General features: G+C 65.0%; 17 protein-coding genes, 2 tRNA genes and 2 pseudogenes. 12 read left to right on the top strand and 9 right to left on the bottom strand.

All coding sequences use genetic code 11. From position 1 onward, the window contains the following. Window position 1 precedes the first annotated feature (1 nt). The 3 genes from Q0J54_RS05070 to Q0J54_RS05060 all read left to right on the top strand — a co-directional run bounded on the left by Q0J54_RS05070 (window position 2) and on the right by Q0J54_RS05060 (window position 2996). On the top strand, window positions 2–499 hold the full coding sequence (locus Q0J54_RS05070; protein ID WP_296304360.1) for a hypothetical protein: 498 nt from the start codon (window positions 2–4) through the stop codon (window positions 497–499). 7 nt (window positions 500–506) lie between these two features. After that, window positions 507–592, top strand: a tRNA-Leu gene (locus tag Q0J54_RS05065). Between the two features lie 313 nt (window positions 593–905). Further along, window positions 906–2996, top strand: a complete 2091-nt coding sequence (locus tag Q0J54_RS05060; RefSeq protein WP_296304359.1) for a methyl-accepting chemotaxis protein — start codon at window positions 906–908, stop codon at window positions 2994–2996. A gap of 273 nt (window positions 2997–3269) precedes the next feature. On the opposite strand, the gene Q0J54_RS05055 is transcribed toward Q0J54_RS05060, so the two are convergent. The 5 genes from Q0J54_RS05055 to Q0J54_RS05035 form a co-directional block, all read right to left on the bottom strand. Further along, a tRNA-Ser gene (locus Q0J54_RS05055) sits at window positions 3270–3359 on the bottom strand. A 65-nt stretch (window positions 3360–3424) separates the two neighbouring features. Further along, on the bottom strand, window positions 3425–3700 hold the full coding sequence (locus tag Q0J54_RS05050; RefSeq protein ID WP_296304358.1) for an HU family DNA-binding protein: 276 nt from the start codon (window positions 3698–3700) through the stop codon (window positions 3425–3427). A 452-nt stretch (window positions 3701–4152) separates the two neighbouring features. Further along, window positions 4153–5016, bottom strand: coding sequence for a glutamate racemase (murI, locus tag Q0J54_RS05045; RefSeq protein WP_296304356.1), 864 nt, complete (start codon window positions 5014–5016; stop codon window positions 4153–4155). A 280-nt stretch (window positions 5017–5296) separates the two neighbouring features. Beyond that, window positions 5297–6646, bottom strand: a complete 1350-nt coding sequence (locus Q0J54_RS05040; RefSeq protein WP_296304355.1) for a sugar transferase — start codon at window positions 6644–6646, stop codon at window positions 5297–5299. Window positions 6647–6657: 11 nt separating this feature from the next. Next, window positions 6658–7878 (bottom strand): glycosyltransferase family 4 protein, encoded by a 1221-nt coding sequence (locus Q0J54_RS05035; RefSeq protein ID WP_296304354.1) that lies wholly within the window; start codon window positions 7876–7878, stop codon window positions 6658–6660. A 173-nt stretch (window positions 7879–8051) separates the two neighbouring features. Between Q0J54_RS05035 and Q0J54_RS05030 the strand changes: the two genes are divergently transcribed. The 4 genes from Q0J54_RS05030 to Q0J54_RS05015 all read left to right on the top strand — a co-directional run bounded on the left by Q0J54_RS05030 (window position 8052) and on the right by Q0J54_RS05015 (window position 12943). After that, window positions 8052–9074, top strand: a complete 1023-nt coding sequence (locus tag Q0J54_RS05030; protein ID WP_296304353.1) for an SDR family oxidoreductase — start codon at window positions 8052–8054, stop codon at window positions 9072–9074. A gap of 110 nt (window positions 9075–9184) precedes the next feature. Further along, the gene (locus Q0J54_RS05025; protein WP_296304352.1) at window positions 9185–11221 is read left to right on the top strand and encodes an AsmA family protein; all 2037 of its coding nucleotides are present in this window, start codon (window positions 9185–9187) and stop codon (window positions 11219–11221) included. A gap of 126 nt (window positions 11222–11347) precedes the next feature. After that, window positions 11348–12196 (top strand): flagellar motor stator protein MotA, encoded by an 849-nt coding sequence (motA, locus tag Q0J54_RS05020; protein WP_296304351.1) that lies wholly within the window; start codon window positions 11348–11350, stop codon window positions 12194–12196. Window positions 12197–12235: 39 nt separating this feature from the next. Then, entirely contained in the window at window positions 12236–12943 is a 708-nt protein-coding gene (locus Q0J54_RS05015) for a flagellar motor protein MotB (protein WP_296304349.1), read from the top strand. Window positions 12944–13372: 429 nt separating this feature from the next. On the opposite strand, the gene Q0J54_RS05010 is transcribed toward Q0J54_RS05015, so the two are convergent. Together Q0J54_RS05010 and Q0J54_RS05005 are read right to left on the bottom strand one after the other, a co-directional pair. Beyond that, a complete protein-coding gene (locus Q0J54_RS05010; protein ID WP_296304347.1) occupies window positions 13373–14383 on the bottom strand; it encodes a putative metalloprotease CJM1_0395 family protein in 1011 nt (336 codons plus the stop codon). 60 nt (window positions 14384–14443) lie between these two features. After that, window positions 14444–15709: an MFS transporter gene (locus tag Q0J54_RS05005; RefSeq protein WP_296304345.1), complete on the bottom strand. Its 1266-nt coding sequence runs from the start codon at window positions 15707–15709 to the stop codon at window positions 14444–14446. A gap of 109 nt (window positions 15710–15818) precedes the next feature. Here Q0J54_RS05005 and Q0J54_RS05000 point away from each other — a divergent pair, with 109 nt between their 5' ends. From Q0J54_RS05000 to Q0J54_RS04990, 3 genes are read left to right on the top strand one after another with little or no spacing between them, the layout of a single operon-like run. After that, on the top strand, window positions 15819–16523 hold the full coding sequence (locus Q0J54_RS05000) for an AzlC family ABC transporter permease (RefSeq protein ID WP_296304344.1): 705 nt from the start codon (window positions 15819–15821) through the stop codon (window positions 16521–16523). Beyond that, on the top strand, window positions 16520–16861 hold the full coding sequence (locus tag Q0J54_RS04995) for an AzlD domain-containing protein (protein WP_296304343.1): 342 nt from the start codon (window positions 16520–16522) through the stop codon (window positions 16859–16861). The genes Q0J54_RS05000 and Q0J54_RS04995 overlap by 4 nt, the downstream gene beginning before the upstream one ends. Beyond that, window positions 16861–17163: a DUF4911 domain-containing protein gene (locus Q0J54_RS04990; protein ID WP_296304341.1), complete on the top strand. Its 303-nt coding sequence runs from the start codon at window positions 16861–16863 to the stop codon at window positions 17161–17163. The genes Q0J54_RS04995 and Q0J54_RS04990 overlap by 1 nt, the downstream gene beginning before the upstream one ends. Window positions 17164–17269: 106 nt before the next feature. On the opposite strand, the pseudogene Q0J54_RS04985 reads toward Q0J54_RS04990, so the two are convergent. Together Q0J54_RS04985 and Q0J54_RS04980 are read right to left on the bottom strand one after the other, a co-directional pair. Continuing rightward, window positions 17270–17566: pseudogene (locus Q0J54_RS04985) on the bottom strand (flagellin); the annotation flags it as partial. A gap of 684 nt (window positions 17567–18250) precedes the next feature. Further along, window positions 18251–18826 (bottom strand): annotated as a pseudogene (locus Q0J54_RS04980) (flagellin); the annotation flags it as partial. 412 nt (window positions 18827–19238) lie between these two features. Here Q0J54_RS04980 and Q0J54_RS04975 point away from each other — a divergent pair. After that, complete coding sequence (locus Q0J54_RS04975) at window positions 19239–20441, top strand: saccharopine dehydrogenase family protein (RefSeq protein WP_296304340.1); 1203 nt, start codon at window positions 19239–19241, stop codon at window positions 20439–20441. Window positions 20442–20524: 83 nt separating this feature from the next. Next, a complete protein-coding gene (gene nspC / locus Q0J54_RS04970) occupies window positions 20525–21736 on the top strand; it encodes a carboxynorspermidine decarboxylase (RefSeq protein ID WP_296304339.1) in 1212 nt (403 codons plus the stop codon). The last annotated feature ends 78 nt before the right edge of the window (window positions 21737–21814 follow it).

The raw sequence follows: 21814 nt of genomic DNA, 5'->3' as shown, positions 1-21814 counted from the left end.
CATGGGCAGATATCAATGTGAAATGTTCGGGCGGTTCATCTACGGGGATATCCTGACCTACGAGGAACTTCAGGACGTCGAGGCGCTGTTCGTCCCCCGGCTGGACGAACTCCTGCAGCAGGCGGGCGCGGCGCATGTGGACTTTACGCCCACCGGCGACATCCTGCTTGTGCAGTGCGCCTTTGAGGCACAAAAACTCTATATTTTCCGCAAGCTGGCCCAGGAGCTGGCCGCGCTGCTGCCGCAGGCCGTGCGCGGCAACCTGCTGTTCCTCAAGAAAGATCTGTCCGTGCAGCATCTTTACTGGCTGGAGGCCGGCAGCTGGCGCGAAGAAGAACGCCTGCTGCCCGAGCGCGCCCCGCAGCATCTGCCGGCCCGCACGGTGTCCTCCGCGCCGCTGTGGCCCGTCCCGGAGCTCGAGGCTCCGGCCACGGAGGAGGCAGCGGAACCGCCCTCCGTTCTGGAGGCCCCCGACCCTGACGCCCCTGCCGCGTCCTGACCGTTGTGCCCGGATGGTGGAATTGGTAGACACAAGGGACTTAAAATCCCTCGGCCTCTGGCTGTGCCGGTTCAAGCCCGGCTCCGGGTACCATACTGCTGCGCCTGCGTGAAGCCGTCCCTTCTCCGGCTTCCCCTCGCCGCACCTTCCCCACGGCCGGTCGCCGCGCGGCAGCGAACCGGCCGCGCTCCCCGTTCCGCACCCTGCTCACCCCGGCGGGTTCCCCGCTGACAGAGGAGAAAACGATGTTCGACGTCTCCTCAAACAGACTTCTCCGCCCGCATCTTTTTTTCTTCCACCTCCTAAAGATTATTGAAGAAAGACCGATAATGCACACGGACTTCCTTCTGTCGGCCCATGCTGCCGGCTCGAGGGAGGCCGCGCACTTTCTTGTGGGATGGAGACCATGACTATCAAACTTCGTATCACCCTTGGGTTTCTGTGCAGCATCGCCATCGTCGCCGCCTGCGTCATCGGCTATGCTGGCTGGCAGATGCGCGAGGACGCTCGCGGCTATTTCATCACGGCGTCGGGGCAGCAACTGCGGCTCATGGATCAGAGCATCAGCAGCTTCGTCAATGCCGCCAGCCATAACGCACAGATCGTCGCCGAACTGCCCGGCCTGGCCGAGGCCAAGGACATCTTTCCCCGTTTTGTGGACAATCCCCAGGAAAGCCGCTACCGGCAAAGCGAGCTCTCGCCCAAAGCGCAGGAACTGACCGAGACCCTGTTACGCGTCGGTCGCGCCAACCCCGATTATCTTGAGATCTATGTGGGATTCGCCGACGGCAGCTACGCCAGCAGCTGCGACGACATGAAGATCCCTCCCCACCATGACCTCAGCACCAAGGAATGGTATCGCCGCCGCGCCGCCGCCACGGAAAAGTCCGGTCTTGCGCCGGCGTACTTTTCCGTGACCGGGGAAATGGTGGTCGCCGTCACTCATAAACTGCTCGATGCACAGGGACGCCTTACCGGCGTGGTCGGCATCGACATCTCTCTTGCCGAGCTGTCGCACCGCGTGGCGGAAATGAACTTCGGCAGGACGGGCTTTTTCCTGATCATCGAGGACTCCGGCCGCATTATCTGCAATCCGCTGGAAGAAGAGCTGGTCGGCAAGGTCATCGGCAAGGACGTCCGCACGCCCGCCCTTGAGGCCATCATGCGCGTGCCCAACGGCGTCGCGGATGTGGACGTGAAGGGCACGCCCTACATGGCCAACATCCTCACCACGCAATCCGGCTGGAAAGTCGTCGCCCTGCAATCGGTGCAGGAGATCAACGAGCGCAGCAACACGGCCATGCAGCGGGTGAGCCTCATTGCCGTCGCGGTCGCCCTGCTCATGCTCATCGTTGCGCTGCTCATCGTCCGTTCCATCGTGCGTCCGCTCAATGCGCTGGTGCACAATGCCCAGGAGGTCGCCGCGGGAGATCTGGATGCCCGGGTGGAGGGATGCCATTTCTTCGGCGAACTTGCCCATCTGCATGACAGCATCGCCAGCATGATCGGCTCACTGGGCCGCCTTATCGGCGAAGCCAAACAGAAGACCGAGGAAGCGCAGCGCCATACCGCTCTGGCCGAAGAGGCCACCCGCAAGGCGGAGGAGGCCCGGCGCAAGGCCGAAAATGCCCGTCGTGAAGGCATGATGGAAGCCGCGCAGCATCTGGAAGCCTCGACCGGCATCATCAATGCCACGGCAGGGCATCTCTCCGGGCAGATCGCCCAGTCCTCCGCCGGCGCAAAGCATCAGGCGGACAGGGCGTCGGAGACGGCCACCGCCATGAACGAAATGAACGCCACCGTGCTTGAGGTGGCCCGGAATGCCGGCAGCGCCGCCGAAGCTTCGGAAAATATGCGCCACAAGGCCGAGGAAGGAGCGGGCATCGTCAGCGAGGTCGTCCGCAGCATCGAGTCGCTGCGCGACATGTCTCTGACGCTCAAGGAGGATATGTCCACGCTCGGCCAGAATGCCGCGGCCATCACCCAGATAATGAGCGTCATCTCCGACATCGCCGATCAGACCAATCTGCTGGCCCTCAATGCCGCCATCGAAGCGGCCCGCGCCGGCGAAGCCGGCCGGGGCTTCGCCGTAGTGGCTGATGAAGTGCGCAAGCTGGCCGAAAAAACCATGGCCTCCACCTCGGAAGTGGGCAACGCCATCAACGCCATCCAGAAAAGTACGAACCAATCCATCAAACAGGTGGAGATCTCGGTGGATGGCGTCAATATGGCCACCGAGCTTGCCGGACGCTCGGGCAACGCCCTGCAGGAGATCGTCCAGCTGGCCGAAAGCGCCGCGGATCAGGTGCGCGCCATCGCCGCCGCCAGCGAACAGCAGTCCGCCACCAGCGAGGAGATCAACCGCTCCATTGCCGACATCAACCAGGTCGCCGGGCAGAATGCCGCCGCCATGGAGGAGGCCGCCCACTCCGTCAATGCCATGGCCGAAGAGGCTCAGAAACTCAACGAACTCATTGAGAAGATGAAGAGCGAGTAAGACAGCCGCGCACAGCGTTTCCCGTCAGCCCTCCGGCCATCGAAAGCGGATGCACGCCCCTCCCCTCCGCCATTGCGGAGGGGAGTTTTTTTCCCCGCCGGGCAGCTGGACGGCACAGGAAAGGGACGTCGGCCCGGCTGACGCCCGGGGCCGGCCCGCCGCGGGATGCTGCCGCTGTGCGGAGCTGCCCCTGAGCATGTGGATGGAGACAAAAAAATCCGCGCAGCTTCCCGCTGTGCGGACGATGACGCCTCATGGCGAGGCACGCAGACATGGCGGAGGGGGAGGGATTTGAACCCCCGGAAGGCGCGAACCTTCAGCGGTTTTCAAGACCGCCGCAATAAACCGCTCTGCCACCCCTCCACAGCGAGAGGACAAAAAGGCGCCTGCCGGCAGACGGACGCCGTTTCTGCCCGCATGTGCAATGGTTACTTGATGGCGTCCTTGAGGCCCTTGCCGGGCGTGAATTTGGCCACCTTGCCGGCGGGGATGGTGATCTCGTCGCCGGAACGCGGATTCCGCCCCTTGCGAGCAGCGCGCTCCACAACCTTGAAGCTGCCGAAACCGGTGAAGGTCACGGATTCGCCGGCCGCCAGGGCTTCACGCAGGGAAGCAATGACCGCATCCAGAGCTTCTTCGGCCTTGGCCTTGGTAGGCAGCCCGGCCTTGGCATACACTTTTTCAACAAGCTCAGCTTTCGTCATGATACACACTCTCCAAAAGAGGAATTTGGGGCGATGGCCCCTTGATGTCGGACTGTGTTGTTGTACGGAAGCCTTCCCCTGCCTGTCAACCCAAAAACGCCGCATCATCCGGCACTTGTCGCAAAAAAGGGCTCACGGCGGCCCCTTTGCCCGCCGGTCCGTCACACGCCCGCGAGAAAGGCTCGCCTTCGGGCCTTGCCGACGCGTCCGCTCCGGCGTTCCGGCATGCCGCCCCTCCCCGGGAAAAGCGTCGTACGCCGCGTGCCGCACGGGCAGCGTATCCACACGCCGCCGCGAAGAAGGCCTGGGGGCAGTCGCCGGACGGATGTGCCGCCCCCGGGGCTCTGGCCCGCCCACGCCCCGGGCGTTGCCGCCGTGTCCCGCCCTCCGACACGACGCCCCATGCCGGAGGGATGCTTGCGGGCAGGAGCACGCCTGTCTCTCCGGCGGCCCTACAGATTGACGAGCTCCACCTCGGCGTGATGCAGCGGCCGCCCCAGAAAGATGCTGGCCGTGCGTACGAAGCGGTTGCGGTTGTCCGTGGTCATAAAGCGCCGTTCGCCCGTCGTGCCGGACCCGGCCTGCCGGGCCAGCCCCAGACGGAGCAGCTCGCTTTCCACCGCCTCGGCCGTGGTGGCGGCCGAGTCCACGATGTGCACCGTTTCGCCGACCACCTGCTGCAGCACGCCGGCAAACAACGGGAAATGCGTGCAGCCCAGCACGAGCGTGTCCGGCCGGGAGGCGGTCACCGCCGGCTGGAAGAGATCGTCCAGATAGCGATGCGCCGTGCCTTCCGCCACGGGCCCGCTCAGCCAGCCCTCCTCGGCCAGGGAGACAAAGAGCGTGCAGGGCCGCCCCAGTACCGACGCATCGGGCAGCAGGCGGGTTATGGCCTTCTGATAGGCGCCGTCGGCGATGGTGGCCTCCGTCCCGATGACGGCGATGTGCCGGTTGCGCGTCGCGGCCACGGCGGCCCGCGCGCCCGGCTCGATGACGCCCAGCACCGGCAGCGGGGCAAAGTGCTCGCGCAGGGTCGTCAGGGCGGCGCTCGTGGCGGTATTGCAGGCGACGACCAGCATCTTCACGCCGCAGTCCACCAGTTTCTGTGCGGCCTTGAGCGTATACCGGATGATGGTCTCCCGGCTCTTGGTCCCGTAGGGCAGGCGCGCGGTGTCCCCCAGGTAGAGCAGGCTCTCCTGTGGCAGGCGCGCGCTGATGGCCCGCAGGACGGTCAGGCCGCCGATGCCGGAATCAAAGAGCCCGATGGGCAGAGAAGTTGCCGAAGGTTCCGCTGCCGCGGAGAGGTGCGATGCCATGTTCCGTCCTTGAGCATTTTCCGTTTGAAACGCGTTGCGTCTCAAATCTTACGGTCCGTCTTTCGCGGGGAAAACGCGGCTTCCCGCTTACGCCGGACCGGGCGGCGCGGGGCCGCCGCCTCGCGTCTCGCCCTTCGCCAATGGCAAAACGCCCTTGCGTCATGCGCGCGGCAGCCGGCTGCCGCATCAAAAGCCCTCAGCCTGCCCGGCGCGGGGCCGCGGCGGAGGGCAGGGGAGAAAAAGCGCCCGCCTCCCTTGCGGAGGCGGGCACATGGCGGGCTCAGCGTGCTCCCTTGGGGAAGAGCACCACCCCCACGGTCTTGAAGATGATGTGGATGTCCAGCAGGATGGACATGTTCTTGACATAATACAGGTCGTATTCCAGCTTGCGCCGCGAATCCTCTTCCGACGCGCCATAGGGATAGCAGACCTGCGCCCAGCCCGTGAGGCCCGGCTTCACCGTATGCCGCAGGCTGTAATAGGGGATGTGCTCCTTGAGCTGCCTCACGAAGGCCATACGCTCCGGGCGTGGCCCGATGAAGCTCATGTCCCCCTTGAGGATGTTCCAGATCTGCGGCAGCTCGTCGATGCGGACCTTGCGGATGAACTTGCCCACACGGGTGACGCGGCTGTCGTTGGCGCTGGCCCAGACGGCGCCGTTCTTTTCGGCGTCCGCCCGCATGGAGCGGAACTTGTAGACCGTGAATTCCCGCTCATGCAGGCCCACGCGGTCCTGCCGGTAGATGACCGGCCCGGGCGATTCCAGGCGGATCAGGAGGGCCGTCAGCGCCATGACCGGCGCGGCCGGCACGAGCAGCGCCAGCGAGATCAGCACGTCGAAGGCCCGCTTCAGACGCCGCAGGGAACCGCGGGTGTTCAGCGAGAAGCCCTCGGTCTGGAGCAGCCATTCGTCGTTGATCTGCGAGATGGGCAGACGCTGCACCACATGCTCGTAAAACGAACGGATGTCCACCACCATGCTCCCGCGCAGCTTGGCTTCCAGCAGGTCGTGCGCGATGTCGTCGTCGATGGGGGCGTCCGGCAGCAGCAGGATGGTGGTCGCCCGGCGCTCGCGGGCGATGTTCAGCACATCATACGACGCCCCCAGGCAAGGGCCGGCGTCCGGGTCCATATCCGGTTCGCCCACATAGCCGATGATGCGCGCCGTGGGCAGGCCCTCGGCCAGGAGCTGACGCACCTTGCCCGCGCGGTCCACCCCCACGAGCAGCACCCGCATCTGGAAGGTGAGCTTGTCCGTATTGCGGTAATAGAACAGACGCCAGCCCAGACAGAAGAGCATGGACAACAGGAAGAGCAGCCCAGTGCTCGCCCGGTCGAAACGCCAGTGATCAAAGACATAGGAGGATGTCGCGGACGAAATGATGGCCAGCACCCCCGCCAGGATCACCCGTACCACGCTGTCCCGGAAATCCTCGACGCCCACGCTGTAGGCATCCAGAATATAGAAGAACAGCATGTAAAAGAAGATGGTGAACAGGGAGGCGCCGGTGTAGTCGTCAAAAACGCTCAGCTCCGGGTCGATGGCAAGCACGCCGACCACGCCCAGCGCCACAAGGATGCAGAGCAGGTCCATGCATTGCAACAAGGCCATGCGATAACGACTGACCATGATGTCTCCTTTTACCGAATCTCATCCAGACGGGCGGACGGCTGCGGCACGCGCATGTCGTCCAGGATGCGGCGGGCGACCACCGTGGCGTCGAACTCGTCGCAGGCCAGCTGCCGCCCCTTCCGTCCCATGACGGCGATATCCTGCGGATTCAGGAGGAAATGCTCCATGCCCGCGGCCAGTGAGGCCGCGTCGCGCAGACGGCACAGCCTGCCGTTGACGCCGTCGGTCACCACTTCGCGGCAGCCGGGCACGTCGGTCACCACCGCGGGGCGGCCCATGCTCATGCCTTCCATGATGGCCGTGGGCGTGCCCTCACGCCAGGACGGCAGCACCAGCACATGCGCTTCGGCCAGATGCGGACGCACGTCGGTGGCCTGGCCGAGATAGGTGATGCCGCAGCGATCCTCCCACTGGCGGACGAGGCGTTCGCTCACGCTGCCCACGCCCTGCTCGGCCGGGCCCAGCAGGCGGAATTCCGCCGCGGGGTACTTGCTCTTGAGCAGACGGGCCGCCGCGGCATATTCCCGCAGGCCCTTGGCTTCAAGCAGCCGCGCCACCAGAAGGAAGACGATGCGGCGCGCTTCGGGCGGCGTGTCGTCGGCGGGCAGGGGCGGCAGGGGCGCTTCGGCGAAGCGGTGCGTATCCACGCCTGTGCCGCCGCGGGCCATGAGCACCCGGGCCCGGGGCCCGAGGATGCCCGCCGTGCGGAAGACGTCCAGGTCGTCCCTGTTCTGGAAGAAGACCCCTTCCACATCCTTCAGGGCGCGGCGGTAGAGGGAGACGCTCAGCCTGTTCACGCAGCGCTTGAGGCGGCTGTCGGCCTCAAAGGCGTAGCCCAGCCCGGTGATGGTGGCGTAAATGTGATCCACGCCGGCAAGGCGGGCAGCCATACAGCCGTAGATGACCGGCTTGATGGTGGTGGCGAAGAGCAGATCCGGCTTTTCCCGCAGGAAGGTTTTGCACAGGGAGGCGAAGGTGGCGGCATCCCACAGCGGATTGAGCCCCTTGCGGTCCAGCGGATAGTTGACGATGCGCAGGGCCGGCGCCTTCGGGAAGCCGGGCGCATCCGGCGGACAGGCGCCCAGCGCGGCAAGCCGGCCTTCGGTGGCCACATCGCCCGCCGGCACCATGCAGATCACCTCATGTCCGGCCCCCCGCATGCGGCGCATGAGCACGCTCCAGAAACTGGCCACGGAACGGGCCTGATTACCAAGCACAACAATTTTCATGAGCAATCCCTCGAGCCTGTCTCCAGGCGCTTTTTTTCAGGGTATACCAGCAAGGCGCACGCCTGAAAAGGGAAAACCGCCGCCCTCCTCCCGGAAGTTTTGACAGCCGCCGCCCTCCATCGTAAAATGCTTGCCTCCCGGGAGGCTTTCCCCGGCAAAAAAGGATGTACGATATGCAGACATGGGATACGCTTTGCGACGATATGAAGGCACGCCCCTCCCGCTGGCTCGTGACCGGCGTGGCGGGCTTCATCGGGTCCAACCTTCTGGAACGGCTCCTGAAGCTGGGCCAGACCGTGGTCGGACTGGACAACTTCCTTACCGGCTACCAGAAAAACCTGGACATGGTGCGCGAGGCCGTGGGCCCGGAACAGTGGAGCCGCTTCCGCTTCGTGGAAGGCGACATCCGCGATCTCGACACCTGCCGGGCGGTCTGCGAGGGCGTGGACCATGTGCTGCATGAGGCCGCGCTCGGTTCGGTGCCCCGCTCCATCGACGATCCGCTGCTCTCCAACAGCTGCAACATCGACGGCCAGCTCAACATGCTTCTGGCGGCCAGGGATGCGGGCGTGAAGAGCTTCGTCTACGCCGCCTCCTCCTCGACCTACGGCGATTCGCCCGAGCTGCCCAAGGTCGAGGACAAGATAGGCCGCCCCCTCTCCCCCTATGCCGTCACCAAATACGTCAACGAGCTCTATGCCGACGTGTTTGCCGCCTGCTACGGCTTCACCACCATCGGCCTGCGCTATTTCAACGTCTTCGGGCAGCGGCAGGACCCGTACGGCGCATATGCCGCGGTCATCCCGCAGTGGTTCGCCAGCCTGCTCAAGGGCGAGACCGTCTACGTCAACGGCGACGGCGAGACCAGCCGCGATTTCTGCTACATCGACAATGTGGTCCAGGCCAATCTGCTGGCGAGCTTCGCCGGGGACGAGGCCCGCAACAAGATCTACAATGTGGCCTTCGGGCAGCGGACGACGCTCAATGAGCTCTTCGCCCTCATCCGGGAGGAGGTCTCCCGCCACAAGCCGGAAGCTGCCGGCGCCGAGGCGGTCCACCGCGATTTCCGCGCCGGGGACGTGCGCCACTCGCTGGCCGACATCAGCCGGGCCAGAACCCTGCTGGGCTATGATCCTCAGGTGGACGTCCGCCGCGGGCTGCGCCTGGCCGGCGACTGGTACGCCGCCAACCTGTAGGTACTGTCCGCCGCCATCTCTGGTCACCTTGCCGCCATCCCTCCCGGCGGCCCCGCCGCCGGGAGCCCATGCCCCACCCGCCGTGCCGCGGCCGCTCAAGGGAGCTTGCCATGAAACGCCTTCTGCTCGGTCTCGTCCTCGTCCTCCTGCTGCTGGCAGCGGCAGGCATCTTTGTGCTGACCCGGGTCGATACCGGCTTCGTGGCCTCGACCATCTCCGATGCCGTCGATACGGCCACGGGCGCGCCGGTGACCTTCACCGATCCGCCGCGCCTCTCGCTTTTCCCGCTGGGCGTTGACTTCGGCAGGCTGGCCTGGCAGCGGGAGCAGCCCGACAAGAGTCTTGCCGTCAGCGCCGCCGGCGGGCATGCCCGCGTGGCCCTGTCTCCCCTGTTCTCCGGGCGCATCGTGGTGGAAGAGATCGTGCTGACCGAGCCCGCGCTGTCGATCGCCCTGCACGCGCCCGCCACCGGGACGCCTCCGGCAGCGGCCGGCGAAGCGCCGGACGCCCGGCCGCCGGCAGACGCTGTCGCCGGGGTCCCGTCGGACGTCCTGCCGCTGGAACTGGGCAAGGTGCGGGTGGAAAGGGCCTGCATCAGCCTGACGGATGCCGCCGGCGACCGGCTCACCCTCGCCGATCTGTATCTGGACCTGCAAAACGTGCGTCGCCACGCGGACATGCTGGCGGACACCGGCTTTTCCTACACGCTCACGCAGAGGGGAGAAGAGCTCTCCGGCAGCTTTGCCTTCAAGGCCTCGGTGCGCTATTGCGCCCCCACCCTCACCGTACGGGATCTGCAACTTGGCCTGGCCCCGCAAACCGGCCCCGTGCCGGCAGGCCTCGGGCCGCTGGCCCTGCGGGGAGAGGCCGCCCTGGACTTCGCCACCCGGAAGCTCCGGCTCCAGGACATGGTCCTGTCCTGGGCCGCCAGCCATGCGGAACTCTCCGGCGAAGCCGACCTGAACGCCCTGCATTTTGCCGGGACCCTGTCGCTCACGACCGCGCCGCGCGCCCTGGCCGCCCTCTGGGGCATACGTCTGCCGCAGCAGGGGGAGGACAGACTCGAACTTTCCACAGGCCTCGAATGTGCGCCCGACCGGCTGACCCTGCGCCAGCTCAAGGCCTCGCTGGACAAGACGCGTCTGGAAGGCTCGCTGGCGATCGCGCTGCGGCCCGTGCCGGACATACGCGGCACACTGCATCTCGGCGATGTCGCTCTTGAACGCTATCTGCCCGAAAAGGCCGCCTCCGCCGCCGGGGGGACGGCTGCCGTCCCGGACGGACACGCGACGAAACGCCCGACGGAACGGGTGGCGGACAGCCCCGCCCCGCTCCCGGCGCTGCCCTCGCTGGATCTCAGCCTGAGCGCCGACAGCCTCCGGTACGGGGAAAAGGGCGTCCGTGGGCTCGCGCTGCGCCTGCGGGGCGAAAAAGGCCGCTATCAGCTCCAGGATCTCCGCTGCCGGCTCCTGAGCGGCGGAGACATCCACGCCAACGGCGCCTTCGATCTGCCGCAACGGCGATACGGGCTGGACATCGCGGCTGATGCGCTGGACATCGGAGGGCTTACCGCCATGCTGGGCAAGGGACGCCCCGCCGAAGGCAGGGCCTCGCTCACGGCGGATCTGAACGCCGCCGGCGAAAACAGCGAAAAGCTGCTGGCCTCCCTGGACGGCAAGGGGACGCTGGATGTGCGCGACCTGCACCAGCAAGCCCTTTCCGCCCTGCCCCGCGACATCCCGGGCGTGAGCGGCGCCATCCCCAACAGAATCGACCGGGTGCAGGTCCCCTTCGTCATCCGGCAGGGCGAAGTGACGGCAAAGCCCATCGTGGCCAGCGCCGACGGCCTCAACGCCAGCGGCCAGGCCAGCGCCAGTCTGCCCCGCCGGCATCTGCACGCCACGGCTGACGTCCACACCCTGGGGCTGACCATCCCGGTCATCGTGGACGGCCCGTTCGATCATCTTTCCTATACGGTGGATCCGCGCTTTCTTGAGCGCATGGCCGCCGGCCTGCCGGGCAAGCTGCTGGATGGCGGCGCGCAGGCCGGCAAGACCGCCGGCCAGACGGCCAGGAGCGCAGGCAGCGCCATCGACAAGACGATCCGGGACGCAGGCGGACTGATGCGCGGCATTCTGGGCAGATAGACAATATGCCCGAAGAAGGCTAAAGATTTTTCTTCTCCGGGCGTTATGCTTAAAGTATGGGACTTTTTTCCGGAAATCGTTCCGGGCAGCTAAACCCGGCATCGTCGCCGGCGCTGGTGGGACTGTATGTATCTTCTGATAGGCCTCATCGTCGTTTTTTCCTCCGTGATTGTGGGCTATACGGTAGCGCACGGGGAATGGTCCGTCCTTTTTCAGCCCGCCGAGCTCATCATCATCCTTGGCTGCGGGCTGGGTGCGTTTTTCGGGTCGCAGACCAAATACACCTTCAAGCTCATCACCAAGAGCCTGAAGAACCTTTTTTCCGACCCCGGTTCGAGCAAGGAACGCTATCTGGATACGCTGGCCCTGCTGTACACGCTCTTCACCAAGATGCATCGTGAAGGCGTGATCAGCGTGGAAAGCGACGTGGAAAAGCCGGAATCCAGCCCCATTTTCAGCAAATATCCCGGCATCTCCAAAAATACGACCCTGGTCAACTTCATCGGCGACACCCTGCGCGTCTACCTGACCACGGGCGACCCGGCCGACATCAACAGCCTCATGGACGTGGACATGCGTACCATGCAGGGTGAAGGGCTGCTGCCCGCCCATGCCATCACGCACATGGCCGAGTCCATGCCGGGCATGGGTATCGTGGCCTGCGTGCTCGGCGTGGTGCTCGCCATGGGCAACATCAACGAACCGCCGGAAGTGCTCGGTCACTACATCGCCGCCGCTCTGGTAGGGACCTTCATCGGTATCCTTTCCTGCTACGGCCTGTTCGGCCCCATGGGCTCCAAGCTGGAGAACTACGTTTCCGAGGAGCATTTCTATTTCAATGCCGTCAAGGAAGCCGTCTCCGCCGCCATCCGCGGCGCTACGCCGCTCATTGCCGTGGAATACGGCCGCCGCGCCATTCCCTATCCCTTCCGTCCCCGCTTCGCGGAAATGGAAGAACGGCTGCGCAGCGCCTAAGCCCCGCGCACGGACGGCGAGTCTTTCAAGGAGGATATAATGGCTGGTGCATGGAAAGTTGCCTACGCGGACTTTGTGACCGCCATGATGGCCTTTTTTCTGCTCCTGTGGGTGCTGAGCACCGTCACCCCGGAGACCAAGGCCGGGCTGGCCGCCTACTTCAAGGGGGAGCTTCAGTACGATTCCAGCGCCACGTCGCCGGTCTCCAACAATCCCTTCCTGCAGAATACGGCGCGCATCAGTACCGATTCGCTCCGCATTTCGGAGAATGAAAAATCGCATATCGCCATTGCCCAGAAATTACAGCAGATGCTCATGGCCGATGCCATCCCGCAAAGCGCCTCGGGCATCAGCGCCGATGACGTGGGCGTGCAGCTGCGGGTCAACTCGGACGCCATGTTCCAGCCCGGATCGGCGACGCTTTCTCCCCAGGGAGTCAAGGTGCTCGGCAGCGTGATGAAGATTCTGCGCGAGTACAATCTGTACCTTGTGGTGCGCGGGCATGCCGACTCCGCCGAAGCTCAGCCCAACTACCCCTCGGGCTGGGAACTCTCGGGAGCCCGCGCCGCCGCCGCGCTGCACTATCTGACCACGCAGGGCATCAAGCCGACGACGCTGCGGGGGATCTGCTACGGCGATACCCGCCCCTACAAGCCCGGCATTGATGAAGCCAGCAGGGCCGCCAACCGGCGCGTGGAATTCGTTTTCCACCGTCCTGAAGTTATGAACTACAGCGTCGTTTATTAGCGCACCGCTGCCGACACATATCCCGCCGGTCATGGAGGGCATCATGCCCGGCGGACTTCCCGCCCTGCGGGAAGAAGAGGCAAGGCCGAAGCTTCGGCCTTGCCTCTTTTCGTCTGGCCGCCCCTGGCCGGTAGTGTCCCTGGCTGGCCGTGGCCTGCCCCTCAGCAGCCGTATCTCCACAGGCCGCGCAAACAGCCCTCCCCGGCCTGCCGTGCCGCCCCCGGTCTGCCCCGGACTGCCCCGTGAGGCGCCGTGCGAACCGATCGCCCATCCCGGTGCATACGGCGGGAAAAGTCCGTCCATACGGTATCGTGCACATGGGGCGGATACGGCGACGCAGGCCGGCCGTTTTTTTGCTCCGCCGCCCGCAAAAAGGCCCGCCCCCGGTCAAGGGGACGGGCCGAAACCCCTCCGTGCGGACCTGCCGGCTCAGACAGCAAAGGAAAAGAGAGAACCGGCGACATTGGCCGACGCGCTGAAACCCGCGCCGGCATCCTGTCCGGCGTAGGCGCGCACGGCGCGTTGCGGGCTCGTGCCTGACCAGAACGTTTCCGCACGACCGACCGCCTGCCCGGGCGCTGTCTGGCTGCCGCTGCTGCTGTAGGCGGCAAACATTCCGTCAGCGGTCATCCGCCACGAGCTGCCGTCGCCCGAGGGCGCTGCCGCGCGCGGCAGCTCTCCTGCTGCGGGAAAGCCCAGGCTCGCGCTTTCATAGGCCTGGACGGCCTGTCGCCGGGAGCTCCGCTCCGTCACGATGTCCGAAGGATCGGCGACCGGACGGGAGCCGGCCGTCCCTGCGGGCGAGGCCATGCTCACATTGGGGGCTGCCGCCAGGCTGCCGGTGAGGGGATCCACCGCGCCGGCGGCATCTCCGCCCGCGCCGCCGTTGCGGCCGGCTTCCTGATCCTCTTCCCGGGAGTCCACCCGGGCCTCAGCTTCCATCTGGGCGGCCTGGGCGGCCACCTGCATATCCTGAGCGGAAGGATCGCCGGGCGCGAGCGCGGCACGACGAACCTGCTGCGCCTTTTCTTCGGAGGCTTCCGGGTCGTCAGGCACCGAAGACGTATCGATGTTGACATGCCCGCCGATGGCGTAACGCCGCCCGTCCGGTCCGACCTGATAGGTGTACTGCGCGCCGCCGATGGCATGCTGGCCGGCCGCGGCCATGTGCGCGCGCTCATGGGCGCGCACCTCGGCATCCCGCTGTTTCAACTCCCTGAGCTGCTGTTCCGCTTCGGGCGAAAGCTCAAGACTGTCGCCCATCGCCTCGCCAAAGCCGGCGTCCTGCGCTGCGTCCCCCTTGCCGTTGCCGGAGGACTGGTAGGGAGAACGCCCGCGCACGGCGGTAGCGGGGGCCTGCTGGAAATACCCCGCGGCTCCCGTCATGCCCGTTCCCGTAAGCGCACCTATGCCACCGACCGGTTCCGCATTTTCAGACATATGCTCCTGCCTTTTGCTTCAGAGTGCCATCGTCCATAGAGTATATGTCGTGTTCCGCCCTTAGGCAAGCGTGCGGCTGCCAGGCTGAGGCGACAGCGCCTCCCGCAGGCGCGGAAGGCGGTGCAGGCCCGCCAGCATCAGCCCAAGGGCGATGCACGGTGCGACGGCCAGCGCCAGAAAGGCCATGCCGTATCCGTACTCCGAAGCCACGACGCCGCCCCAGGTCGCGCTGAAGGCTGCACCGACGCCCTGCAGCGTCATCACCATGCCCAAACCGAGGTTGATGTGCCCGCTGCCGCGCAGCAGCAGGGCGACCAGCCCCGGCGTCACCACGCCCATGATGCCGGCCCCCACGCCATCCAGGATCTGCACGGGCACGATATTCCACGGGCTTTGCCAGAATCCGGCAATGAGGCCGCGTATGGGCAGGGCGATCAGGGCACAGAGCAGGGCCGGGCCGTAGCCTCGGCGCGGGGCGAGCCAGGCGGCCCAGAGCGCGGTCAGGATCATGGTGCCCTGGGCCACCAGCACGGTACATGCCGTATACACGGCGGCATCCACGCCAAAATGAGCGACGGCGGATTGCCCGAGCAACGGCAGCATGGCGGCATTGCCCAGATGGAAGAACAGCATGATCCCGCCGGTGCAGAGCAGCGCCTTGTCGCCAAACAGCAAACTCAGGCGCGAGGGGGCCGGGCCCGCGCCGTGCTCCCCGCCCTTGGCGAGGATATTCCTTTCCAGCCCGCGTGCCGCGGCGTAGTCGATGTGCTGGGGGCGTATGCCCCGCACCGCCAGCAGAGAGAGCAGCCCCATGCCCGCCATGACCAGCAGCACGCCGCCGATGCCGTAAAGCCAGCCTACCGCAGCGCCCAGCATCCCGCTGGCGGTATTGCCCACGTGATTCCACGCCTCGTTGCGGCCCAGCCGGGCAGGCAGTCCCGCCTGTCCCACGAGCCCCAGACTCAGCGCGCTGATGAGCGGCGCCACGGCCGCCGCCAGCAGACCCTGCGTGATCTGGCTGGCCCCGGCCACCAGCGGCAGGGGAGACAGGAAGACGGCCACGGCGGCCAGCACGATGCCCAGGACCACCACGGCCAGCAGAGGCCGCTTGTTGCGCGTGGCGTCCACAAGCGCCCCCATCGGCGAGGCTGCCGCCACGCCCATGAGGCCGCCCAGCGTCATCACATAGCCGATGGCGTCGGGCGTCCAGCCGTGGCTTTGCAGGTACACGCCGAAAAAGGGGCCGAGCCCGTCCCGGACGTCGGCCAGCGCGAAACACAAGAGAGAAAGGGCAGCCAGCGAGCGCTGCCGCGAGACATCTTCCATACGCCGTTGCTCCCTGGGCATATTGCCGCATGGCATCCTTGCCAGTGGCGGACGAAAGCGCTATCAAGGGGATTCGCACATTGCGGGCCCCCTGCCCGCAGGAGGTTCTATGCCATCCCCCATCAGCGCCGGCGTGCGCCGAGCCCTGCCCATCGTTCTCGGCTATGTGCCCGTAGGTTTCGCCTTTGGCGTGCTCGCCGTCAAGAGTCAGATACCGCCCTCGCTGGCGGTGATCATGTCCGTGCTGCTCTTTGCCGGCTCGGGACAGTTCGTCATTGCCGGTCTCTGGGGCGCGGGCGTCGGGGCGGCATCGGTGGTGGTGGCGGTCTTCGTGGTCAATCTGCGCCATCTGCTCATGTCCGCGGCGCTGGCGGAATATCTTGCCCCGCTCGCGCGCTGGCAGCGTTTCCTTTTCGGCTGCGAGCTCACGGACGAGACGTTCGGCGTGCACATCGGCGCGTTCCAGAAAGGCTGGCAGCTTGCCGCGGGCACGCTGTACGCCTGCAATCTTACGGCCCACAGCGCCTGGGTCGGCGGCACGGCTCTGGGCGTCTTTTGCGGCGAACTGGTGACGGATGTCCGCCCGCTGGGCCTCGACTATGCCCTGACGGCCATGTTCCTCGCCCTGCTGGTGCCGCAGTGCGTGAGCCGCCTGCATGTGCTGGTGGCCCTGCTGGCCGGCGTGCTTTCCCTTGGCTTCAAGATCGCCGGCATGGGCCAGTGGAACGTGGTCATGGCCACCGTTCTGGCCGCCTGCGCGGGGACCTGCCTGCTCCGACGGGAGTGCCGCCCGTCCGGGGAGGCTCGCGCATGAACTTTCTTGCCCAGCATGCCGAACTCGTCTGGTGCATCATCGGCTGTACGCTGGTGACGGCCATCCCCCGCGTCCTCCCGGTCATGTACCTGCGGGCGGAGAAACTGCCGCCCCTGCTCAGGCACTGGCTCTCCTTCGTGCCCGTGTCGGTCATGGCGGCCCTGCTCGCTTCGCAGATATTCTATTACAACGACACGTTCGACCCCACCCCGGGGAACCTCTACCTTGTGGCCGCCCTGCCCTCGCTGCTGGTGGCCTGGAAAACCAAAAGCTTTTTCGGCACCATCATCTTCGCCATGCTGCTGGTGGCCGGAGCGCGCTTTTTCGGGATATACTGATGGCCGACGCCGCTCTCCCGCCGTCCCTGCGGCGTCGCCGCGACCGCTCCGCCGTCCTCCCCCCGGCCCGTGAGAGCGCGGCGCTCTATCTGCGGCTTCCCGCCGAACAGACGGCTCTTTTCCGCTTTCTGCTGGAAGCGTACGAGAACGTGGCCTATTTCACGGTCCTTGACCGCAAGGAGGCCCTGATCAAGCTCGTCTTCTCGCCGCACATGCGCGCGCAGGCCGACGCCGCCCTGGCCGACATCGCCCGCGGCGTGCCGCTGGAACGCCTGCCCTACCAGCCGGACGGCCTCGCCTGAGCCTGCCGGAAAGGGATCCCTTTCCGCTGCCGAACGGCGGATGTTTCCCCATATCCTTCTGAAAACGCAGCCCGGCGGCGGCAAAAAGCCCGCACGGCATCCCCAGCTACTCCTGCAAAAGCCGCAATAACATATGCGGAAAGGCGTTGGCCTGCGCCAGCAGGGAGACAGCGGACTGGGTCAGCACCTGATTACGGACGAACGTCGTCATCTCCGTGGCCACGTCCACGTCGGAGATGCGGGATTCGGCATTTTGCAGGTTCTCGGCCTGAATATTGAGGTTCGTGACGGTATTTTCCAGGCGGTTCTGCATGGCCCCCAAATGCGCACGCACGCTGTCTTTTCTGACGATAGCCCGATCAAGGCGCGGCAGGGCTTTCTGGGCAAGCTCCTGAGTTTTGATGCAGACGATGGAGCCGTCGCCCCCGCCTCCGGCGGCAGCCACATCGGCTGCCGCCGGAAGTTGCCAAGTTGCCGTAAAACTATAGCCTCTAAATCCTCCCAGAACAAGGATCAGGTCTTCAGTAACGGTTTCAATTACTATTTTCTCATGCGTTCCTACCATCGTTGTGGTATGGACTTCTCCATCGCCAGAATAGCCCATATGCATACCATTGACAGTAAAATACGTCATGACGCCTGTGAGCATATTATAATTTGTCACAGGTTTGCCATTGCCATTAAGCTTTGTCGCATCGTATGTCGCGCCTTCCGCAAATCCATTTTCCGCAGTGAGCACATCTTCCGGTTGGGTATCCGGCCCATGTTCCTGCCGGGATTGTACGTTCCAGTCTGCGATGGGAACGCCCGCGATGTGCTCTCCGGAACGGGTAAAAATATTGAGACTATTTTGACCCCTGACCTGATTGGGGTCGCCTCCAATAATGGCACCAAGGTCCAAGGTCACATTTTGTAATCCGGCAGGGATGATCAGCACGGCCTCAGCCAATGGCGCATACATGACAGTATTGTTCTGGTTGATGATCTCTCCGCCATAGGTATTCCCGCCTCCATAGGCATTGCCTATGACTTCATTGATGGAGGGAACGTTGCCGTATCCTTTATAGCCCTGCCACACGCCATCCCTCAACCCCAACCCCGATAATGTACAGTCGCCAATCTCCACATAGTAGTAGTCCTCAGCGCTGTCGTTGGCCGTGCCGAAATGCACCTTGAGCGCGCCGGTGGACGAGAGGCCGTCCTCGCTTCCGCGCCCAGAACCGTCATGCCGCCCGGAAAGCGAACCGTCCAGCAGCTTCACGCCGTTGAAATCCGTGGCCTTGGCGATGCGATCTATCTCAGACGCCATCTGCTGGAATTCGGAATCAATGATCAGGCGTTGCGTGGAGTCATACGTGCCTGTGGCCGCCTGTTCGGCCAGTTCCTTCATGCGGATGAGCTTTTCGTCGATAACGGCCAGAGCGCAGTCCGCCGTCTGGATCATGGAAATGGCGTCATTGGCGTTGCGTGCGCCCTGCCCCAAGGCCCGGATATCCGCCCGCATGAGTTCACGGATGGCCAGTCCCGCCGCATCGTCCGCCGCCCGTTCCACGCGCAGGCCACTGGAAAGGCGGCGCGTGGAGTCGGCCACCTTGTCGTAGTGGGCGTTGAGTTGCCGCGCCGCCTGACGGGCCATGCCGTTAGTGTTGATGGAAAGCGCCATAGCACTCCTCCATCAACAGTAACCGACTTACTGTAGAGAGAGAGAGAGAGAGAGAGGAGCTGACAAGACGGGAACTCGCATGGCTACCCCCTATATCCACGTTTTCGTTACCCTAAAAAAGTCCCAGCATCGCGTCAATATCCCCGCACCCTTGTTCCACGTCCAGAACGGTAAAAACGATTTGCTCCACCATGGATTGCCTTTCCCCTTTTGCACCGCGTGTCGGAGGATCATGGAGGCCCGTCATAAGACATGGGCACGCCAAGAGCGTCACGGAAAAAACGCCGGCCACGGCCCGCGCCGCCCTTTACCTTGCGCCCGCTTCAGGCTATGTGAACGACACGCGCACCTGATTGGGCGCATCCTGTTCTGGACGAGGCCCGACGGGCCCTTTACCGCAAAAGGAGACATCATGGCGGACATTCTGATCATCGGCGCCGGGGGCGTCGGCAGCGTTGTGGCGCACAAGGTGGCGCAGGCAGCCAGGGCTGAAGGCGTTTTCGGCAAGATCACCCTTGCCAGCCGTACCAGGTCGCGGTGCGACGACATCGCCGCATCGGTGAAGAACCGTTTCGGCGTGGACATCGCCACGGCGAAGGTGGATGCCGACAACGTGCCCGAGCTGTGCAGCCTCATCCGCGACGTCAAGCCGGAAGTGGTCTGCAACATCGCCCTGCCCTATCAGGATCTGCACATCATGGATGCCTGCCTCGAATGCGGCGTCCACTATATGGACACGGCCAATTACGAACCACTGGATACGGCGAAATTCGAATACAAATGGCAGTGGGCCTATCAGGAACGCTTCCGCGAGGCGGGGCTGACGGCCCTGCTCGGTTCGGGCTTCGACCCCGGCGTGACCAACGTCTTTGCGGCCTGGGTGATGAAGCACAAGCTGGATGAAGTGCATGTGCTGGACATCATCGACTGCAACGCGGGCGATCACGGCCAGCCCTTCGCCACCAACTTCAACCCGGAGATCAACATCCGCGAAGTGACCGCGCGCGGCCGCTACTGGGAACGCGGCGAATGGGTGGAGACCGACCCGCTGGCCTGGAGCATGACCTACGATTTCCCGGACGGCATCGGGCCGAAAAAATGTTTCCTCATGTACCATGAGGAGCTGGAATCCCTCGTGCGGAACCTCAAGGGCATCAAGCGCGCCCGCTTCTGGATGACCTTCTCCGAGAACTATCTGAACCATCTCAAGGTGCTGGGCAACGTGGGCATGACCCGCATCGACCCCGTGAACTACAACGGCATGGACATCGTGCCCATCCAGTTCCTGAGCAAGCTTTTGCCCGACCCGGCCTCCCTCGGCCCGCTGACCAGGGGCAAGACCTGCATCGGCGACGTCATGCGCGGCGTCAGGGACGGCAAGGAAAAGACCGTCTACATCTACAACATCTGCGACCATGAGGAATGCTACCGGGAGGTGGGCTCGCAGGCCATCTCCTACACCACCGGCGTGCCCGCCATGATCGGCGCCAAGATGATCGTCACCGGCAAGTGGCGCAAGCCCGGCGTCTGGAACATGGAACAGTTCGACCCCGATCCCTTCATGGCCGATCTCAACGTCTACGGCCTGCCCTGGCAGTGCGTGGACGTGGACTAAAACCTGTCGCCAGTATCGTCAACCGAGGGAGGGGCGTTGCGCCTCTCCCTTTTTCCGACCGTTTTTCCTTCCGAGTACAGCGCATGAACCATCTGCTTCCCCTGCTTGATCCGGCCCGCGTCCCCTCCCCCTGCTTCGTCCTGGATGAAGCCCGCCTGCTGGCCAATGCCGCCATCCTGAACAGCGTGCAGGAGCGCACGCACGCCCGTATCCTGCTGGCCCTCAAGGGCTATGCCGCCTGGGCCACCTTCCCGCTGCTCAGCCGGGACGCCGCCAGAGGCGGACACGGGCCGCTGTACGGGACCTGCGCGAGCTCCGTGGACGAGGCCCGCCTCGGCCGGGAAGAATTCGGCGGCGAGGTCCACGCCTTTGCCGCGGGCTGGTCGGATGCGGACATGGACGAGCTCCTGCCGCTGGCCGATCACATCGTCTTCAACTCGCTGGCCCAGTGGGAGCATTTCCGGCCGCGCATACAGGCCTACAGCCGGCAAAGCGGCCGCCCTGTCGCATGCGGCCTGCGCGTCAATCCCGAACATTCCGAGGGGGCGGTGGCCATCTACAATCCCTGCTCGCCGGGCTCGCGTCTCGGCATCCGGCCGCGCCACATGCCCGAACGCCTGCCGGACGGCATCTCCGGTCTGCACTTCCACACGCTCTGCGAACAGGGCGCGGACGCGCTGGAGCGCACGTTGCAGGCCGTGGAACGCCATTTCGGCGCGCAGCTTGCCCAGTGCCGCTGGATCAACTTCGGCGGCGGCCACCATATCACCCGCGCGGACTACGACGTGGACCTGCTCTGCCGCTGCATCGACAGCATGGAGCGCACCTACGGCGCGCAAATCTATCTGGAACCCGGCGAGGCCGTGGCCCTGGACGCGGGCTGGCTGACGGCCACGGTGCTGGACGTGGTGGAGGCGGACATGCCCATCGCCATCCTGGACACCTCCGCCGCCTGCCACATGCCCGATGTGCTGGAGATGCCCTACCGGCCCCGCGTGCTGGCGCGGGAAGCGGGCGAGCTCGCGCAGGCAGGCGAGGCCGGCGAAAAGGCCTGGACCTGCCGTCTGGCGGGCAAGTCCTGTCTGGCGGGCGACGTCATCGGCGACTACAGCTTTGCCGCGCCGCTTGCCGTGGGCCAGCGCCTCATCTTCTGCGACATGGCCATTTACAGCATGGTCAAGACCACCACTTTCAACGGTCTGCGCCTGCCCGGCATCGGCCTGCTCCGGTCTGACGGGGACTTCCGCCTGCTGCATGCCTTCGGCTACGAGGACTTCCGCAACCGTCTGTCCTAGGTCCTGTTAACACTATTTGCTGCCTGTTTTGGATGGAGAAGGGGAGTGCGCGGATTGGCCAGGCAGGAATGCCCAGAC

Origin of the sequence: uncultured Desulfovibrio sp., assembly GCF_944324935.1 — a bacterium.
GTDB lineage: Bacteria > Desulfobacterota > Desulfovibrionia > Desulfovibrionales > Desulfovibrionaceae > Desulfovibrio.
The sequence above is the reverse complement of the archived record's forward strand: the minus strand, read 5'-3'. Positions and strand labels throughout refer to the sequence as shown.

Excerpts from the sequence above, each read along its gene's own strand:
- Q0J54_RS05070 (WP_296304360.1), top strand. The coding sequence starts at position 2 with ATGGGCAGATATCAATGTGAAATGTTCGGGCGGTTCATCTACGGGGAT.
- Q0J54_RS05060 (WP_296304359.1), top strand. The coding sequence starts at position 906 with ATGACTATCAAACTTCGTATCACCCTTGGGTTTCTGTGCAGCATCGCC.
- Q0J54_RS05050 (WP_296304358.1), bottom strand. The coding sequence starts at position 3,700 with ATGACGAAAGCTGAGCTTGTTGAAAAAGTGTATGCCAAGGCCGGGCTG.
- murI (WP_296304356.1), bottom strand. The coding sequence starts at position 5,016 with ATGGCATCGCACCTCTCCGCGGCAGCGGAACCTTCGGCAACTTCTCTG.
- Q0J54_RS05040 (WP_296304355.1), bottom strand. The coding sequence starts at position 6,646 with ATGGTCAGTCGTTATCGCATGGCCTTGTTGCAATGCATGGACCTGCTC.
- Q0J54_RS05035 (WP_296304354.1), bottom strand. The coding sequence starts at position 7,878 with ATGAAAATTGTTGTGCTTGGTAATCAGGCCCGTTCCGTGGCCAGTTTC.
- Q0J54_RS05030 (WP_296304353.1), top strand. The coding sequence starts at position 8,052 with ATGCAGACATGGGATACGCTTTGCGACGATATGAAGGCACGCCCCTCC.
- Q0J54_RS05025 (WP_296304352.1), top strand. The coding sequence starts at position 9,185 with ATGAAACGCCTTCTGCTCGGTCTCGTCCTCGTCCTCCTGCTGCTGGCA.
- motA (WP_296304351.1), top strand. The coding sequence starts at position 11,348 with ATGTATCTTCTGATAGGCCTCATCGTCGTTTTTTCCTCCGTGATTGTG.
- Q0J54_RS05015 (WP_296304349.1), top strand. The coding sequence starts at position 12,236 with ATGGCTGGTGCATGGAAAGTTGCCTACGCGGACTTTGTGACCGCCATG.
- Q0J54_RS05010 (WP_296304347.1), bottom strand. The coding sequence starts at position 14,383 with ATGTCTGAAAATGCGGAACCGGTCGGTGGCATAGGTGCGCTTACGGGA.
- Q0J54_RS05005 (WP_296304345.1), bottom strand. The coding sequence starts at position 15,709 with ATGGAAGATGTCTCGCGGCAGCGCTCGCTGGCTGCCCTTTCTCTCTTG.
- Q0J54_RS05000 (WP_296304344.1), top strand. The coding sequence starts at position 15,819 with ATGCCATCCCCCATCAGCGCCGGCGTGCGCCGAGCCCTGCCCATCGTT.
- Q0J54_RS04995 (WP_296304343.1), top strand. The coding sequence starts at position 16,520 with ATGAACTTTCTTGCCCAGCATGCCGAACTCGTCTGGTGCATCATCGGC.
- Q0J54_RS04990 (WP_296304341.1), top strand. The coding sequence starts at position 16,861 with ATGGCCGACGCCGCTCTCCCGCCGTCCCTGCGGCGTCGCCGCGACCGC.
- Q0J54_RS04975 (WP_296304340.1), top strand. The coding sequence starts at position 19,239 with ATGGCGGACATTCTGATCATCGGCGCCGGGGGCGTCGGCAGCGTTGTG.
- nspC (WP_296304339.1), top strand. The coding sequence starts at position 20,525 with ATGAACCATCTGCTTCCCCTGCTTGATCCGGCCCGCGTCCCCTCCCCC.